This is a genomic window from Staphylococcus sp. HMSC34G04, from assembly GCF_001838765.1.
Lineage (GTDB): Bacteria > Bacillota > Bacilli > Staphylococcales > Staphylococcaceae > Staphylococcus > Staphylococcus epidermidis.
On the sequence record NZ_KV838690.1, the window covers coordinates 78,616 to 95,574 of the forward strand.

Sequence of the window (16,959 nt, forward strand, 5' to 3'; positions counted from 1 at the left end):
CCCTTATACAGAAAATTGATATTCTTTAAGAATTTGTTTAGCTTTATTGGATTTTAAGAAGTTAATCCATTCTTTAGCTATTTTTTTATCTGAAGTTGCACCTGCTTTATAAGTAATTGGCTTGCTTAATTTAATTTCTTCGATGACTTTAACTTTATTTACTTTTTTCTTTTGTTGATATAAGTCTGTTTTATAAACGAATCCTTCCTGTGCGTTTCCTTTTTCCACATAATTTAATACTTGTTTTACGTCTTTAGCAAAAATAATTTTATCTTTAACATCACCATATAAATGTTGATCATCTAAATATTGTTTTGCATATTTACCTGCAGGCACTGTTTTTATTTGTCCTAGTGCGAGTTTGTCGTTTTGATTTAAATCTTTTACAGAGGTATAACTTTTATTTTTATCACCAATTAATACAAGCTGATTCTTTGCATAATTATAAGTATCATGTGCTTTGTTTTTTTTCTTCAACAGATCTATATCTTTAGTGTTAGCTGACATCATGACATCTGCCGGAGCACCCGCTTCTATTTGCTGTCTTAACGCACCTGATCCGCCATAGTTAAATTTAATCTCTACATTTGGATGGTCCTTTTTAAATTCATTTCCTAATGATTTACTGACTTCAGTCAAACTTGCTGCAGCAGAAACTTGAAGTTCTTGTTTATCACCTTTTGGCGATTGTTTTTCATTCTGTTCTTTATTCAGACCTCTCTCATTAGTACAACCTGCTAATACTATACTTAATGTTAAAATAGTAATAAAAATATGTTTTATTTTCATGATAGCCTACCTCCATTTAACCTTTATTATACGCTTTAAATAATATTTGAAAAAGAAATAAAATGTGATAAATTATGTCATTATTTATACAACTAAATGTACTCGAATTGACTTTATAAAATCTTCTTAAAAGTCCTTTCCTAATAATAGGATATACAAAAGAGTGAGAAGTGAGTTACATTTAAGATAATAAGTAGTCATGATTAAAGGGGTAAAAAAATGAAAAAAGATGTGACGCAAAAACAAACTATAATCAAATTTGAGAATGGACACTTATACACAGCATCGGATTCATGTGTAACAGAGATGCCATTAACAATTAAAGTTAACGATATTGAGTTTGCAACTATTATTTGTAGTCCAAACCATTTAGAAGAATTGACTTTAGGTTTTCTTGCATCTGAAGGTATATTCTTAAAGAGGAATGACTTACAATCCATTCATATTGACGAAAGTAAAGGATTCGCTCATGTAAAACTAACTCAATCAGTAGGTCAACAATTCGAACATCCTACAAAACGTGTGCTGGCTTCCTGTTGTGGTAAAAGCAGAGCATTTTATTTTCAAAATGATGCTGCTATTGCCAAAACATCAATGACAAACATTCAACTTCAACCCAAACAAGTTATTAATTTGATGACGCAATTACAGGATGCAAGTATTATTTTCAAACAAACGGGTGGTCTTCATAATGCTGCCATCAGTGATGGAAAAGACTTTTTTGAACATCGCCACGATATCGGACGTCATAACGCTCTTGATAAATTATACGGTTACTGCATTCAACGACATATATCTGTGAGAGATAAGATTTTGATTTTTAGTGGCCGTATTTCATCAGAAATTTTAATCAAAGCAGCTAAAATCGGTGTAGGAATTATATTATCTAAATCTGCTCCTACTTCACTTGCAATACAACTTGCAAGAGATTTAAACATTACCACAATTGGGTTTATTCGAGAAAATCATTTTAATATCTATAGTCATCCAGAAAGAATCATAAATGAATTTTAAACTTAAATGAATTTTAAGGTTAACACTACATGTCCGATCACCTTTGAACATATAAAAAATAACCTAAGATAGATTTAATAATCCATCTTAGGTTATCACTTCGATGTAAAATTTCGATTAACTTAAATATTTTCTTTTAAAATATGATACTTAAAACCTTGGTATATATATCCTTGTCTTAGATACATATCTTTAGCAGTATCTTCTCCATCTGCAACAAGAATAACAGGTCGCTCGTTAGCCATACGTCCAACGTAAGCTTGTATTTCAGAACCAATACCTTGATGTTGGAATTCTTTTAAAACCCCAAAACCATCTATTTCTATTGTTTTATCCGTCATTATAATATCAACTATTCCAACTGGTTGCTGGTTAACATATGCAACTAAACGTTCAATGTCATCCAAGTTGTGTGAGCTATAAATATGTTGTTTAACCATGTTGGTATAGTTATCACCAAAAGGCCGTGCAAACGCATCATAGACATGAAGGTAATCATTGATATTACTACTTGTTACAAGTTGAATATCTACGTCTCTTTTGCGTGAAAGTTCCTTTAACGCTTTAGCTTCAATGACATAAAGCTCAAGTACTCCTATCTGAAAACCTAGGTCACGTATTTTTTCCAACAATACTTCATCTATATTTTCATTAGCTGGAAATGAAAATGAAAGATGATAGGATGATTGATTTAGATGCGTTTTCTTTTGAACCTCAATGTCTTTAAGCCATTGATTCATTGTTGGCATCGTTTTATAAATCCACGTGTTACTTGCATATTTTAAAGGTTGAGAAGGTAAGATATAAATCACCTTTCTAGAATCTTCAGTTATTTTATTTCCATCAATATAAATATCTTTAAAAGTTATTTTCGACATAAATATCGCCTCATCAACTTTATTATTATTTTTTAGTTACCGAATAAGAGTCTTGAAACGTGAATGATTTAAAATTGCTGCACCTATTAAACTTGCAATAATAGCCTTAATAATATCACCTGGCATAAATGTAAATGATAATATAAATGCCTTAGAGATAGGTATATGTATAATGAAGCCCATAATGATTGTACCTAATATATCTAATCCTAATACACCGATAACTAGTGTAGCTATAAAAATCACTAAGAAATTAATTTTATGCAAATATGCATCACGAATAATACCTATAAAGTAAGCTACAACAGGATATAAGAATAAGAATCCTGTCGAAGGTCCTGCAAATACGCCAATTCCCCCACGGCCTCCAGAAAGCACTGGTAAACCTGTAGCTACTAATAATAAAAAGACAATAACACTTGTAGTACCAAGTTTTCGCCCTAAAATAATTCCTGCCAAAAAGATTCCTATATTCTGTAATACAATAGGTACTGGCATAAATGGCAGAGGTACACTTGGTACTAAACCTAAAATACAAATGATAGCAGTCATTAAAGCTGTATATACTAAATGTTTTGTAGTCACTTGTTCAACCTCCTTACATAGATTTTATTATAGCACCCTTGTAAACTTTTATGAACGGAAAGTTTACAATAAGTTGAAGTAGATAATCTTTTTATTAACTAATAAAACTTAAGACTCAATTTTCTTTGCTAAATCCGTTATGTATTTAAAAAATGCTTGTTTATTTACATCCGTAATGACTTGAACTTCACGTCCATTTTCAGATTGGAATGTTCTCCCTTGACTAGGTCCTTGACTGACTACATCAATTTTCAATTTCGTTGATTCAACTAAATTTGGAGAACCCACATAAGCAGTAGTTAATACATCCCATAAAAAGTATGTTGAATTGGTCACAAAATGTGTGAGTGGTGGTACTGCTGCATAACTTGTGCCCAGAAAATCAACGCCTAAATATTGTCTTTTATCTGCCCACATTTGACGAACTTCCATTGTTAGAGGGACTTGATTTGTACTTTCTAAAGCAACAATATCGACAATCATATCACTATCTAATACAACTTTTACAGCCTCGGGATCCCAAAATGCATTCCATTCAGCTGTACCATCATGTTCTGGTTCTTCAACATTTCCTTTGTCTAAAAACGTTCCACCCATCCAAACTAATTTCTCTATATTTTTTAAAATTGAGTTGTCATAGTTTATAGCTTTAGCTAAATCTGTAAGCGGTCCAGTAAATAACAATGTAACTTTCTCATCACAACGCTTCACCTTACGAATAATATCTATATACGCCTCGTCCTCACTAGCCTTACATCTTTTGGGTATACAAGACTCATTTAGCACTGGTAGGGCATCCATAAAGAAAGCATGCATTCTCCATTCTTTTGGAAAAGGATTTTTCCCTCTTTCATATGATGGTGCTACATTAATTTCAACGTCTGAAAAACGATTTATAATCTTTAATGAAGCACTTAATGAAGGCTCTAAATAGCAGTCTGCACCAATCGTACTTACACCAACAAGTTCTATATTTTCCATTTGTAATAATAAAAATAGTGACACTAAATCATCAACGCCACCATCATGATTAAAATATACTTTGGTCATAGTTGATACTCCTAACGTTTTTAATGAATAACTTAATTATATTTGAAATCTTTTATGACACCAAATAATTTCCAGTTGATCATTGAATACATGCCAATCTATAAATAATTAGCAGTTACATAGCCATTTCATTATGATTGCATTAGAAAAGCCTGTGACAAAAAGATTGTCACAGGCTTGCTTAACTTGAAGTCTATCAATGACTAAATTAAATTATTAATGTACATCGCGCTTTTTTTAAAATTTATATGCGTTGCAATGAAGAACATTAAATTCCATCTCATTCCTTTAAAGAATATCAATATAACATTAGAGTTTGTTTGTAATACTTTTAGCAATATTAGTGTAAGCCATATCTTCCATTGGTGGATTATGTAATCCAGCACGTATATCTCTATAGTACCGCTGAAGAGGTCTGTTCATTTCTAGGCTCTTAGCTCCAACTATTCTCATAGCTAAATCAACGATTTCTATACCTTGGTTCATTACCACCACTTTACTTGCTGAGGTTTCATTCCATATTTGTGCATCCTCTGTATATGATTGATATCCTCTAGCTGTACTCCATAGAAAATGTCTTGCAGAAAGTAATAAACTTTCCATTTTCCCTAAATTTTGTTGCACTGTAGGTAAACTATCAATCGTACCTGTAATACTGTTAGGACGATAATTTTTTGCAAAATCTACTGCATAGTCACGAGCTGCTTGTGCAATACCTAGATAACAGCTCGGTATATGAAGAAACCAACCATTAGGTCTTGATTCACGTTTTGATTCTACAAAATTTTCATTAGGAACATGAACATTATCAAGAATTAAATCATGGCTCTCAGTCGCTCTCATACCAACCATATCCCAATTGTCAGCAATACTTACTCCTTTAGTTGACCGAGGAATTAAAAAGAATCCCATCGATTTAGTTTCTTCAACATAGGCGCCAACAATATAATGTGTCAATGCTTTACTCATAGATGTAAAGGTTTTAACACCGTTTATAACATAACCATTTTCAACTTTAACAGCATGTGTAGATGGGCGACCACCTCTAGTAGGACTACCAGTTTCCGCTTCACTGACTGCTCTATTGATCAGTGCACCGTGAACAACTTCTTTAGCAAAGGAATCTAACATTGATGGTGTCCACATATGTTGCTCGTACAATTGACCAATTACACTCAAATGCCACCCTATAGATAAAGCAGTCGCTCCATCAATAGCACCCAAATAACTTTGTAAAATCACCATATCTTCAATAGTAGCACCTTCACCTCCATACTCTACAGGCAAAGTTAGTTTAGTATATCCTTCCTTTATCAGCCATTCAATATTTTCATATGGGAATCTAGATTGAATATCATTTTCAGCTGCACGTGCTTTGAATTCACTTTCAATCTTTTTAAATTTACGAATCCACTTCTTTTGAATGTCAGTGTGAATTAAAAAAGACTCCATCACATTTACGCCCCCTATGACTCATTTTATTTTAAAATTAATTATTCATAGTTTAACACTCGACTTTATTTTTTCAAAATTTACGAATGGATCTTCATACGCATTTTTCTCTGATATTGAAAAGTTACCAATAAATATATACATAACTTAACTATGAATATATCTAATTAGTCAATTTTATTTCTTTTATAAATTTTCAATATAAAAAGCATCGCCACATTCATAATGTAGACAGATGCTTTTTAATATAATTTTGATTTTCAAATACATTTAACTTTTATAAAGTAATGCTAAAATTTCGGACATAAAACGTAGTGAATTAAATATCTGTTCTAAAACAGTTGTGATTATAAATTTAAAAATAATCATAGTGTATCAATTAAGGTTAACTCAATTTGCAAATTTTAATATTTTCACTTTAATTATGCATTATTTATACAGATTGATTTTTAATTCCTGCAAACAACATAATCCATGTAGCAAAAATAAATGGCCATGTTAAAGGTGGTAAACCTAGAGGTGCGAGCAATGTACTCAAACCTAAATGTATGAATGCAGTGAGCACTATTCCTAAAATCATTGCGAGATAACTATGGATTGCTGTCTCAAAAGTGACACCTAGCGCAATCGCAGATAAAACTACATTATAGCCAAAAATGCCGTCATTTATACTACTATAGTCTCCACCCAATAATATAATTATTAGGAACCCAATGATGTTTGCAATTATAGAAACAATTCCAGCTTTTTTAGAACCTATAAAAATCCCTATTAGAATTAATAAACCACCTATTATGCTGGGCATTAAAAATATTTGTCCAAATCCATCTAAAACTGATTGAAAAAAATGAACACGGATGTGGTCATTATTTAAAGATACCTTTTCTATATGCTCCGGAATAATATCAATCTGAGTATGTAACGTTTTAAGTTGATTAGGTATTAACAAAGTAATCCACGTCATAATAACAAACGGGCTAGTTAAAAATGCTATTTTATGTGGTTTCAATACTTCTCTTAACGCTGCTCCAATCGGTAACGTTAATATAGTGGCTACGAAAGTGATTAATATACCGCTCCAATTGCTATCCAAAAATAAAGTAAGTGCAATTGCTGTTAATACAGGGTTAAACCCGGCTAATCCACTTTCGATTTCATCTTTTGTGTAATTCATATGTGGTGCCAATATCCAAGTCATTACACTTGCAATTATAGCACTGATTGCTACTTTCCAATTCACTGCAAACAATCCTATTAAAATGAACAATCCAGTATATAGATTATTAATTAAAACCACTTGAGAGATACTACTTAAAATTACTTTTATCAATTTCAATTTTATAGCCTCCTTTTATTCACAACATTAATTATTTAATAAAGACAATTTTCAAATTACCACTAAATATTCATCATATCAATTACATTTTACTAAAATAATGTTTATGTACGCTGGATATTTTTCATATTCATTCAACTTTATACACTTAATTTTAAAAAACATTGTTAATTCGATAAAATTATCAAAGTATTATACTTGTATAATTCATTAAATGGTTTTAATATAAAATTCGCAAGACAAATTAATTTGAAAGAAGGGATAGTTTTGCACTTTACACAACGTGAACAAGACAAATTAATGATAGTTGTAGCTGCTGAAGTTGCACGTCGTAGAAAAGCAAGAGGACTTAAACTTAATCATCCTGAAGCACTCGCTTTAATCAGTGATGAATTATTAGAAGGCGCGCGTGATGGTAAAACGGTGGCTGAACTCATGAGTTATGGAAAAACAATTTTAAACGAGGACGATGTCATGGAAGGCGTAGCTAACATGATTACAGAACTTGAAATTGAAGCAACTTTTCCAGATGGTACTAAGTTAATAACAGTCCATCACCCAATCGTTTAAGGAGGCTATATCAATGATTCCTGGTGAAATTATTGTTAAAAACACTGAAATAGAAATCAATAAGCATCACCCCGAAACGGTGATCGAAGTAAAAAATACAGGCGATAGACCTATACAAGTAGGTTCACATTTCCACTTTTTCGAAGCAAATAAGTCATTAGAATTTGATCGTGAGAAAGCATATGGTAAACATTTGGATATTCCTGCAGGCGCAGCTGTGAGATTTGAACCTGGTGATGAAAAAAAAGTACAACTTGTCGAATATTCTGGACGACGTAAAATTTATGGATTCCGTGGTTTAGTCGATGGCGATATTGATGAAGAACGCGTATTTCGTCCAAATGATTCAAATCAAAACGCCGCTGTTAAAAACGATGCAGGCGAAGACAATGCGAATAAAAAAGGTGGTAAATAAGCATGAGTTTTAAAATGACACAATCTCAATACACTAGTCTTTATGGACCAACTGTAGGAGACTCTGTGAGATTAGGAGATACGAACTTATTTGCACAAGTTGAGAAAGACTATGCAAATTATGGCGATGAAGCTACTTTCGGTGGCGGTAAATCAATTCGTGATGGTATGGCTCAAAATCCTAATGTGACAAGAGATGATAAAAATGTAGCTGATTTAGTTTTAACTAACGCATTAATTATTGATTATGACAAAATTGTTAAAGCAGATATCGGAATTAAAAATGGTTATATTTTTAAGATCGGTAAAGCTGGAAACCCAGATATAATGGATAACGTTGACATCATCATTGGTGCAACAACTGATATTATTGCTGCTGAAGGTAAAATTGTTACTGCCGGCGGTATCGATACACACGTGCACTTCATCAATCCTGAACAAGCTGAAGTTGCACTTGAGAGTGGTATTACAACGCATATCGGTGGAGGAACTGGTGCTTCTGAAGGGGCTAAAGCGACTACTGTAACACCAGGACCTTGGCATATTCATCGTATGTTAGAAGCAGCAGAAGAGATGCCTATTAATGTAGGATTTACTGGTAAAGGTCAAGCTGTCAATCATACTGCACTTATTGAACAAATTCATGCAGGCGCTATAGGTCTTAAAGTACATGAAGATTGGGGAGCTACACCTTCAGCATTAAGTCATGCATTAGACGTTGCAGATGAGTTTGATGTTCAAGTCGCTTTACATGCAGATACATTAAATGAAGCTGGATTTATGGAAGATACTATGGCTGCTGTTAAAGATCGTGTATTGCATATGTATCATACTGAAGGAGCTGGTGGTGGTCATGCACCTGACTTAATCAAATCAGCTGCATATTCAAACATCTTACCTTCTTCAACAAACCCAACATTACCTTACACTCATAACACTGTAGATGAACATTTAGACATGGTTATGATCACACACCATCTTAATGCTTCAATACCAGAAGACATTGCATTTGCAGATTCTCGTATACGTAAGGAAACTATAGCAGCAGAAGACGTATTACAAGATATGGGCGTATTTAGTATGGTAAGTTCAGATTCACAAGCAATGGGACGTGTCGGTGAAGTTGTAACACGTACTTGGCAAGTTGCACACCGTATGAAAGAACAACGCGGACCATTAGATGGTGACTTTGAATATCACGATAATAATCGTATTAAACGTTACATTGCAAAATATACAATCAATCCTGCCATTACACATGGTATTTCTGACTATGTTGGATCTGTAGAAGCGGGTAAACTTGCCGATTTAGTAATGTGGGAACCTGAGTTCTTCGGTGCCAAACCCGATCTTGTTGTTAAAGGTGGCATGATTAACTCAGCAGTAAATGGTGATGCTAATGGCTCCATACCAACTTCAGAGCCTTTGAAATATCGCAAAATGTATGGTCAATTTGGCGGTAACATTACACATACTGCTATGACTTTTGTTTCTAATACTGCATACGAAAACGGTATTTATCGTCAACTTAATTTAAAACGTATGGTACGTCCTGTTAAAAATATTAGAAATTTAACTAAAGCAGATATGAAAAATAATAATGCTACACCTAAAATAGATGTGGATCCACAAACATATGAAGTATTTGTTGATGGTAATAAGATTACGAGTGAAGCAGCAAAAGAATTACCTTTAACGCAAAGATACTTCTTATTCTAGGAGGACGTAAATCATGATTATAGAAGAAATACAAGGAAATATTGCTAATTTATCACAAGATGAAAAGCAAAAACATGTTGAAAAAGTTTATCTTGAAAACTCTGATTTGGTTAAACGTATACAACGTGTTAAAACAGATCACGGTAATGAAATAGGAATACGACTTAAACAACCCATTGATTTACAGTATGGTGATATCTTATATCAAGACGATACAAACATGATTATTGTCGATGTAAATAGTGAAGACTTACTAGTAATTAAGCCTAGAAGTTTAAAAGAAATGGGAGATATTGCCCATCAACTTGGTAATCGACATCTGCCTGCCCAATTTACAGAAACTGAAATGCTTATTCAATATGACTATCTTGTTGAAGATTTATTAAAAGAGTTGGGTATCCCCTACTCACATGAAGACAGAAAGGTCAATCAAGCATTTCGACATATAGGACATTCGCATGATTGATCATCAACATTTAAGACTATTTCAGTTCTGTGATTCTCAGTTTCCAACTGGTGCATTTAGTCATTCATTTGGACTTGAAACATATATTCAAAGAGAAGCTGTTCATGATACTGAGACATTTATTGAATGGTTAACATTGTTTATAAATGAACAATTAACTTATTCAGATGGGTTAGCTATGAGAATTGTGTACAACGCATTAATACGCAATGATAAAGATAAAATTTTAGATATTAACCAAAAACTATTCGTACAAAATTTACCTAAAGAAACACGTATTGGCGCTAAGCAAATGGGCACACGCATGGTAAAATTAGCTTTAGATCTTTATGAAAGTGAATGGATTCAATGGTACTATGACCAAATGAAAAGTCATAAAATACAGCTTCATCCAGCTGTGTGCTTTACTATGCTAGGACATGATTTAGGCGTCAATGTAGAGTCCATCATTGATTATTACTTATATCAAAATATCTCTAGCCTTACCCAAAATGCAGTTAGAGCGATTCCTTTAGGACAAACAGCTGGGCAGCAAGTCGTAACTGAAATGATATCCCATATCGAGAAGGTACGTAATCACATACTAGAATTAGCTGAGAGTGATTTTGGTATGACTGCTCCTGGCTTAGAACTTAATCAAATGGAACATGAAAATGTTCATGTTAGAATCTTTATTTCATAGGAGGCATATGAGATGTCAAATCCAATTAAAATTGGTATCGGGGGCCCTGTTGGTGCAGGTAAAACCCAATTAATAGAAAAAGTGGTTAAACGTCTTGCTAAAGAAATGAGCATTGGCGTTATAACAAATGATATCTATACTAAAGAAGATGAAAAAATATTAGTTAATACTGGTGTTTTACCAGAAGATAGAATCATTGGTGTAGAAACTGGAGGTTGTCCTCATACAGCGATTCGTGAAGACGCCTCAATGAACTTCGCAGCCATAGATGAGTTATTAGAACGTAATGATGATATTGAACTCATTTTTATTGAATCAGGTGGCGATAACTTAGCGGCTACGTTTAGTCCAGAACTTGTTGACTTTTCAATTTATATCATTGATGTTGCACAAGGCGAAAAGATACCACGTAAAGGTGGTCAAGGTATGATTAAATCTGATTTCTTCATTATTAATAAAACAGACCTTGCACCATATGTGGGCGCTTCATTAGATCAAATGGCTAAAGATACTGAAGTATTTCGTGGAAATCGTCCATTTGCTTTTACAAATTTAAAAACTGATGAAGGTTTAGAAAAAGTTATTGAGTGGATTGAGCAAGACGTCTTACTCAAAGGGTTAGCTTAATGGGTAATCAGAGTTGGACTGGCCTATTGGATTTAACAGTTTTTAATAATGGCCAAAGCTCAAAAGCACGAAATATATATTTTGAAAAAGCGCTCAAAGTCCTACGCCCTATATACTTAGAACAATCTCCTGTACCAACTTTCTATATTGTGAATGTTGGTGGAGGTTATCTAGATGGAGATAGATACCGGGTCAACGTCAACTTAGAAGATAAAGCACAAGTAGTACTCACTTCTCAAGGTGCAACTAAAATATATAAGACGCCCAATAATCATGTAGAACAGTATCAAACATTTCATTTATCAAATCAGTCATATATGGAATTTGTGGCAGATCCTATTATTGCCTACGAAAATGCTAAATTTTACCAGCATAATACGTTCCATCTTAAAGAAGATAGTGCTATGTTTTACACTGATATATTAACACCAGGATATTCATCTAAAGGGCAAGATTTTACGTATAAATATATGCATCTTATTAATGAAATTTACATTGAAAATCAATTAGTTGTTTTTGATAATATGATGTTAAGTCCTGAGAAAAGTAAACTCGACGGTATTGGGTATATGGAAAACTATACACATCTAGGTTCTGCTTATTTTATCCATCCGGACGTAAATCAAAGTCTCATAGACGATATTTACGTGGCGGTTGCTGATTTTCAAAAACAATACGACTGTAGAATAGGTATCTCACAATTACCTACTCATGGATTGGCTGTTCGTATTTTGACTAAAAGAACTCAAATAATAGAAGAAATTTTGACTCGTGTTCAATCATATATCAATCAAACGATTTATCATCGACAAATTAACTCCTTAAGAAAATATTAATTTTTTCAAATAAAAAGACTAGGTACTCACTTTAAAGTGGGATACCTAGTCTTTTTTAGAAATCTTCATCTTAAAAACACACATGAAACGCCAGTGTCTTAGTATTATTTGATATAGTTTTCTAATTCTAAAATCAATTTTTTTATTTTTTCTCGTTGTTCATCGGATACAAATACAATTACTGTTCTTTCATCATGCACGCTTCTTTTTTTAGATAATAAATTTAAATCTTTTAATTTTTGTAATGCTTTAGTTAAATAATACGGTTTAAACTCTGAACATGTAGCAATTTCTTTTGAAGATATTTCGTTAGATTCACTTTTTAAAATGTGATTAAGAATATAAATTTCTTCATAATTTAAATTATATTGCTTTTTAGTATCTCTAAAAAATTTTTTAACTTGAAATGTCGCATTAACCAAATCATTGATGTCTTTAATTTTTCCCATTATAAAACCACTCCTCTGATGCACATCTTGTTGTAGCAAGGTTCACATGTATTTTATCTAACCGAAAATTTCTCCGCCCATGTTACAAGGTACATTTTAAACAAATAAGTATAAGAATTCAATATTTTTATAACTACAAAATGCATTTATACATTTATTTCTTAACCAAAACATTTATAATAGTGAAATTGATGTAATTAAAAATATTAATACTAATAATATATCACTAATTACGTCATCGTATTTTTTAAAATTTTAATATAACATATCTGTTTAATTGGAATTAATTCGTATACATCAAAAGAGCAGTCAAATTTTTTACATAAGGCATTTTAAAGGTATCAAATCTTTTACAATTCAAAATTTTAAGTTCATCGTAAATACCACATAATAAACTAGTATATTTATTGAATTTGTTGTTTTATATAATCAACAAAAGCTTGTACATCTTCAGTCTTAATTTCACGCATTGGAACTGTTCCAATATTGAACTCAAATATAATATCTGAACCATCAAAATGAATTTGATTAATTTCATCATAACGTATATTTCGATAATAAAATTGTCCATTCATATCAACATTCATAATTAACCGCTCATTTGTTGCTATGAAGGCACCTTCAAATTTAGTCTGACCCTGTACGTTATACTCAATTATACCTAATACAGAGGGTCCTTTTTTCTCTGTAGGAAATAAATCATCTGGATTCACATTGTCTAAAATCATTCTTTCAACTCCTTTTAGTTAATACAAATTTTATTTTACACATGCTGTATTCCCTGTTCTAATTTATTGTAACATTCCTCGATTTCTGACTGAATCACATTAATTTTTTCTTTTCTAAGTGTTAATACAATATAGCGTTCATCATCTCTACTACGACTTTTAATGAGATAACCTTTTGACTGTAAGGTCTTAATAATAGGTCCCAATGAAATGATTCCCTTTAAAGAATGTACTTTTATGCTTTTAAATGTAGTCTTGTTATCACTAATGATAAGTAACCCAAGAAGGTATAATTCTTCTAATGTTAAATGTTGAGGGGTACAAGATTGTTCAATCACTCTAAATTGACTATGGCATTTTAAATAATACGATAATAAAGTTGAATGATTGATTTCGTTTATTAATGTAGATTTCACCTCTAAGAAGTGTTCTAGTTCTTCAATTAATTGAGTTATTTTACTACATTGATTTTGAGTTAACGTAATAACTAGTCTACGTTGGTCGTATGGATGTCGTTTTTTTGAAATCCAATTAAATTCATATAGATGTGTAATACTTTTTAACAATTTGTTTTTTTGATAATTTTTGTAAAAGATGATCATATTTAAACTTAATTCTTCTTTATGATTTTCAGTGAAATGTAATATAAATATTAATAATTTAAGCTGTTCAATTGTCAGTTGGTAGCCATATTTCAAATATTCTATTGTGACGTGATCTAATACAAAATGGGCTAAGAATCGTTTAATCTTCTGTTGTTGCATTTGATGATAATCCTTTCTTAGTCAACAACCTTGCACGACTACGAACAAAGAAATGTTAAATGAGCAATACTCATTTTAGGAAGATCAACTATTGCTTGTTGGCTTTCTTTACTCTTCAACTTTGCTAACCAATATTGATGTGGGTATGATACATGACTATCTAGCTCATCATTCTCATTCATTAAAAGTGGTATCATTTCTATATATTCATATTCTGCATGGTTGAGTGATTGAATATCTGAAAAAATTAATTGTTGATGGTTTGCATTTTCCTTAATCGTATTTTTTAAAGAGATAGCAATGGCCTGATATTCATACTTATATTTAGTCATAATGATTGCATCATCTTTATAGACGATTGTCCCCCTTAATTGGTTAAACATTCTTATTACATATGACAAGATATGATACGGTTTTAAATTTGAATGATATGTTACTGTGGTAGCGTAATCAGAGGAAGGTTGTATTAAAACACCTCTCACTTCTCCACACATTCTAATTAATGTATGAATATGTTGAATCCATGGATATTCCACAATCTCACTTTTTAAATCAGTCAAATAGCTGGTTTCCAAAATGACTTTTTCAAATGATATCTCTTTAATATATAAATGTAATTGATTAATAGGAATGAAAATTTGAGTCACTTGTTTTTCTAAATTTTGATAATTAACATTTCCATTTTTCTCATTTTTAATACGATAATTTAATTTATAATATTCAAAATAAGAACTAATCATCTTTTTTAACTGCACTACTTGTTTTAACATCATGTCCTCTACAATAAATTCAATCTCAAGTTGATTAAATTCCCTTAGCATGATGAATAACATTTGAAATGTTAATTTCAGGGCCATTTTTTCCTTTGATGTAAAAGTATCATGTCGATCGGTAATGATTTTAAATGTTGGAATTAAATTCAAACCGGAACAAAAACGTAAAATTTTCAACATCTCATAACGACATAACTCTTTGTTTTCAATCATAGAAGTGTAGTTAAGCTCTATTACATAGCGCATTGATTTTTGACTTAAACTTAAATTACGCTTTATATGAATTATCTGCTCCTGATCAAGAATAGTACTTCGGTTATCTTCAATATAAATATCATAAGAACGATATTTTTTCTCTTTATCTGACATCTCAATATATTTTTTACTTATTATTTTTGAATCTAAATCTTGTAATTCGTGAATGTTCATAAGAAAATGTCTATCTAAATCAATTTCTTCAGCAGTATTTTTGAAGATAGACGTCGCTATATAATCTTTTCTAATCAATTTAGGTGTGTAACCATATGTATTTTTGAATAATTGTATAAATCGAGAATAATGATGAAAACCATGATCTATAGCTATTTCTTCGATAGGTTTATGGGTTGTCAAAATATCTATAAGACAAAATTTTAATCTAAGTTGATTTAAATATTGATTAAATGTTTGAAATGGCGTTTGTTTAAACATAGATGTAAGTGCTTGATTTGATAGGTTAACAGCTTCAGCTAGTTCATGTTTGTTGATTTTACTGTCATGATGATCCACTAAATATTGATGTATATCTTCAGATAAATAAAAATCTTTATTGACATCAAGTTTTGGTTTCTTTAGATAACTCAATTCAATAAGTAAAAATTGTATCAATCTTTGTATCTCGGACACATCATTATAAGATAAACAATGTAACTCTAATATTTTTAATATCCAGTATTTTATTCTATCTCTACTACGTTCATCAATCTTTGTACCACTTATTAAAAATTGCGTATCCTTCTGACTAGTATATCGATGTATTGGTATATCGATAATACAACACATGGTATCCGTATTACTTAACAGTGAATACGTATCATTCATTACTACAAACGCTATATCATCTTTCTTTAATGTATGTTTCTGAACATTGATAGTGATTTCACATTTCCCTTTCAAACAATAAAATACCTTTACACTCAGTGCCTTTTCTGTATTAATGGCTAAATTATTAAAAACACGTATCGAATAATTTTCTCTCATATGTCTTCCTCACGATGTCCTAGTGTGTATTTTAAATTAAACTTCTCCCCGATTGCTAAACTAAATTTAACTAGACAACATCTATTTTTCAGTGTCTATTATACAACTCTCAAAAAATTAGTAGTAACAAATTAGATTTTAATTATATCAATTTTCTTTTCTATTTATATAGCTTTCTCAAAATATTGCTCAATCATATCATCAAATCAACGTAAAATATCAAAAATTCAAATACTGTTTATTCACATTGCTATGTTAATTATTATCAAAAAGAATTTTCAGTAATTTTACATTCATGTAACAATGTTTGTGTTGCTCAAAATCAAATACTTTAAAAATGCTGAGCGTATCATTTCTATTCATATTACATAAATTAATTGGGTTAAATGAGATTGTGTAACAATATTAGCAAAAAATTACAAATCAATAACAATGCACACAAACATCAATTTTTCTGTTAGAGTATGGCTTGTCGTTAAACAAGAACGAACTAAAAATTATTTTGTAACTCATTGATCACATGATTATTAATTATAAAAAAACTAGTTTAATTTTCAGGAGGATATTTAACAATGAAAAAAATCGCTA

The 16,959-nt window shown here is 31.3% G+C and carries 18 protein-coding genes; 8 read left to right on the top strand and 10 right to left on the bottom strand.

Going from position 1 to position 16,959, the window contains the following annotated elements:
* Positions 1–3: 3 nt before the first annotated feature.
* Positions 4–789, bottom strand: coding sequence for a molybdate ABC transporter substrate-binding protein (gene modA / locus HMPREF3241_RS01265; RefSeq protein WP_002447304.1), 786 nt, complete (start codon positions 787–789; stop codon positions 4–6).
* A 219-nt stretch (positions 790–1,008) separates the two neighbouring features.
* Between modA and fdhD the strand changes: the two genes are divergently transcribed.
* Entirely contained in the window at positions 1,009–1,803 is a 795-nt protein-coding gene (gene fdhD / locus HMPREF3241_RS01270; protein ID WP_070853390.1) for a formate dehydrogenase accessory sulfurtransferase FdhD, read from the top strand.
* Between the two features lie 122 nt (positions 1,804–1,925).
* On the opposite strand, the gene HMPREF3241_RS01275 is transcribed toward fdhD, so the two are convergent.
* From HMPREF3241_RS01275 to yut, 5 genes are all read right to left on the bottom strand, one after another.
* Positions 1,926–2,681, bottom strand: a complete 756-nt coding sequence (locus HMPREF3241_RS01275; RefSeq protein ID WP_002447302.1) for a GNAT family N-acetyltransferase — start codon at positions 2,679–2,681, stop codon at positions 1,926–1,928.
* A gap of 36 nt (positions 2,682–2,717) precedes the next feature.
* Positions 2,718–3,266, bottom strand: coding sequence for a biotin transporter BioY (locus HMPREF3241_RS01280; RefSeq protein ID WP_002495925.1), 549 nt, complete (start codon positions 3,264–3,266; stop codon positions 2,718–2,720).
* A 108-nt stretch (positions 3,267–3,374) separates the two neighbouring features.
* Complete coding sequence (locus HMPREF3241_RS01285) at positions 3,375–4,316, bottom strand: nucleoside hydrolase (RefSeq protein ID WP_002447300.1); 942 nt, start codon at positions 4,314–4,316, stop codon at positions 3,375–3,377.
* A gap of 309 nt (positions 4,317–4,625) precedes the next feature.
* Entirely contained in the window at positions 4,626–5,768 is a 1,143-nt protein-coding gene (locus HMPREF3241_RS01290) for an acyl-CoA dehydrogenase family protein (RefSeq protein WP_002447299.1), read from the bottom strand.
* 433 nt (positions 5,769–6,201) lie between these two features.
* Positions 6,202–7,104, bottom strand: coding sequence for an urea transporter (gene yut / locus HMPREF3241_RS01295; protein ID WP_002476242.1), 903 nt, complete (start codon positions 7,102–7,104; stop codon positions 6,202–6,204).
* A gap of 267 nt (positions 7,105–7,371) precedes the next feature.
* Between yut and HMPREF3241_RS01300 the strand changes: the two genes are divergently transcribed.
* From HMPREF3241_RS01300 to HMPREF3241_RS01330, 7 genes are read left to right on the top strand one after another with little or no spacing between them, the layout of a single operon-like run.
* Positions 7,372–7,674 (top strand): urease subunit gamma, encoded by a 303-nt coding sequence (locus HMPREF3241_RS01300; protein WP_002476246.1) that lies wholly within the window; start codon positions 7,372–7,374, stop codon positions 7,672–7,674.
* 13 nt (positions 7,675–7,687) lie between these two features.
* Entirely contained in the window at positions 7,688–8,089 is a 402-nt protein-coding gene (locus HMPREF3241_RS01305; protein ID WP_070592697.1) for an urease subunit beta, read from the top strand.
* Between the two features lie 2 nt (positions 8,090–8,091).
* Positions 8,092–9,807: an urease subunit alpha gene (gene ureC, locus HMPREF3241_RS01310; protein ID WP_002476243.1), complete on the top strand. Its 1,716-nt coding sequence runs from the start codon at positions 8,092–8,094 to the stop codon at positions 9,805–9,807.
* Positions 9,808–9,820: 13 nt separating this feature from the next.
* The gene (gene ureE, locus HMPREF3241_RS01315; protein WP_002457967.1) at positions 9,821–10,273 is read left to right on the top strand and encodes an urease accessory protein UreE; all 453 of its coding nucleotides are present in this window, start codon (positions 9,821–9,823) and stop codon (positions 10,271–10,273) included.
* Positions 10,266–10,955 (top strand): urease accessory protein UreF, encoded by a 690-nt coding sequence (locus tag HMPREF3241_RS01320; protein WP_002447293.1) that lies wholly within the window; start codon positions 10,266–10,268, stop codon positions 10,953–10,955. Before ureE ends, HMPREF3241_RS01320 begins: the two co-directional genes overlap by 8 nt.
* Positions 10,956–10,967: 12 nt before the next feature.
* Positions 10,968–11,582, top strand: coding sequence for an urease accessory protein UreG (ureG, locus tag HMPREF3241_RS01325; RefSeq protein WP_002447292.1), 615 nt, complete (start codon positions 10,968–10,970; stop codon positions 11,580–11,582).
* A complete protein-coding gene (locus tag HMPREF3241_RS01330; RefSeq protein ID WP_070846097.1) occupies positions 11,582–12,418 on the top strand; it encodes an urease accessory protein UreD in 837 nt (278 codons plus the stop codon). The genes ureG and HMPREF3241_RS01330 overlap by 1 nt, the downstream gene beginning before the upstream one ends.
* A gap of 104 nt (positions 12,419–12,522) precedes the next feature.
* Here the strand turns inward: HMPREF3241_RS01330 and HMPREF3241_RS01335 are convergent, their stop codons facing one another.
* The 4 genes from HMPREF3241_RS01335 to HMPREF3241_RS01350 all read right to left on the bottom strand — a co-directional run bounded on the left by HMPREF3241_RS01335 (position 12,523) and on the right by HMPREF3241_RS01350 (position 16,371).
* Entirely contained in the window at positions 12,523–12,867 is a 345-nt protein-coding gene (locus HMPREF3241_RS01335) for a SarA family transcriptional regulator (protein ID WP_002457969.1), read from the bottom strand.
* Positions 12,868–13,271: 404 nt separating this feature from the next.
* Positions 13,272–13,595, bottom strand: a complete 324-nt coding sequence (locus HMPREF3241_RS01340) for a PH domain-containing protein (protein ID WP_002457970.1) — start codon at positions 13,593–13,595, stop codon at positions 13,272–13,274.
* Between the two features lie 35 nt (positions 13,596–13,630).
* Positions 13,631–14,359: a transcriptional regulator, SarA/Rot family gene (locus HMPREF3241_RS01345; protein WP_002457971.1), complete on the bottom strand. Its 729-nt coding sequence runs from the start codon at positions 14,357–14,359 to the stop codon at positions 13,631–13,633.
* Between the two features lie 38 nt (positions 14,360–14,397).
* Entirely contained in the window at positions 14,398–16,371 is a 1,974-nt protein-coding gene (locus HMPREF3241_RS01350; RefSeq protein ID WP_070853391.1) for a helix-turn-helix transcriptional regulator, read from the bottom strand.
* Positions 16,372–16,959: the final 588 nt, after the last annotated feature.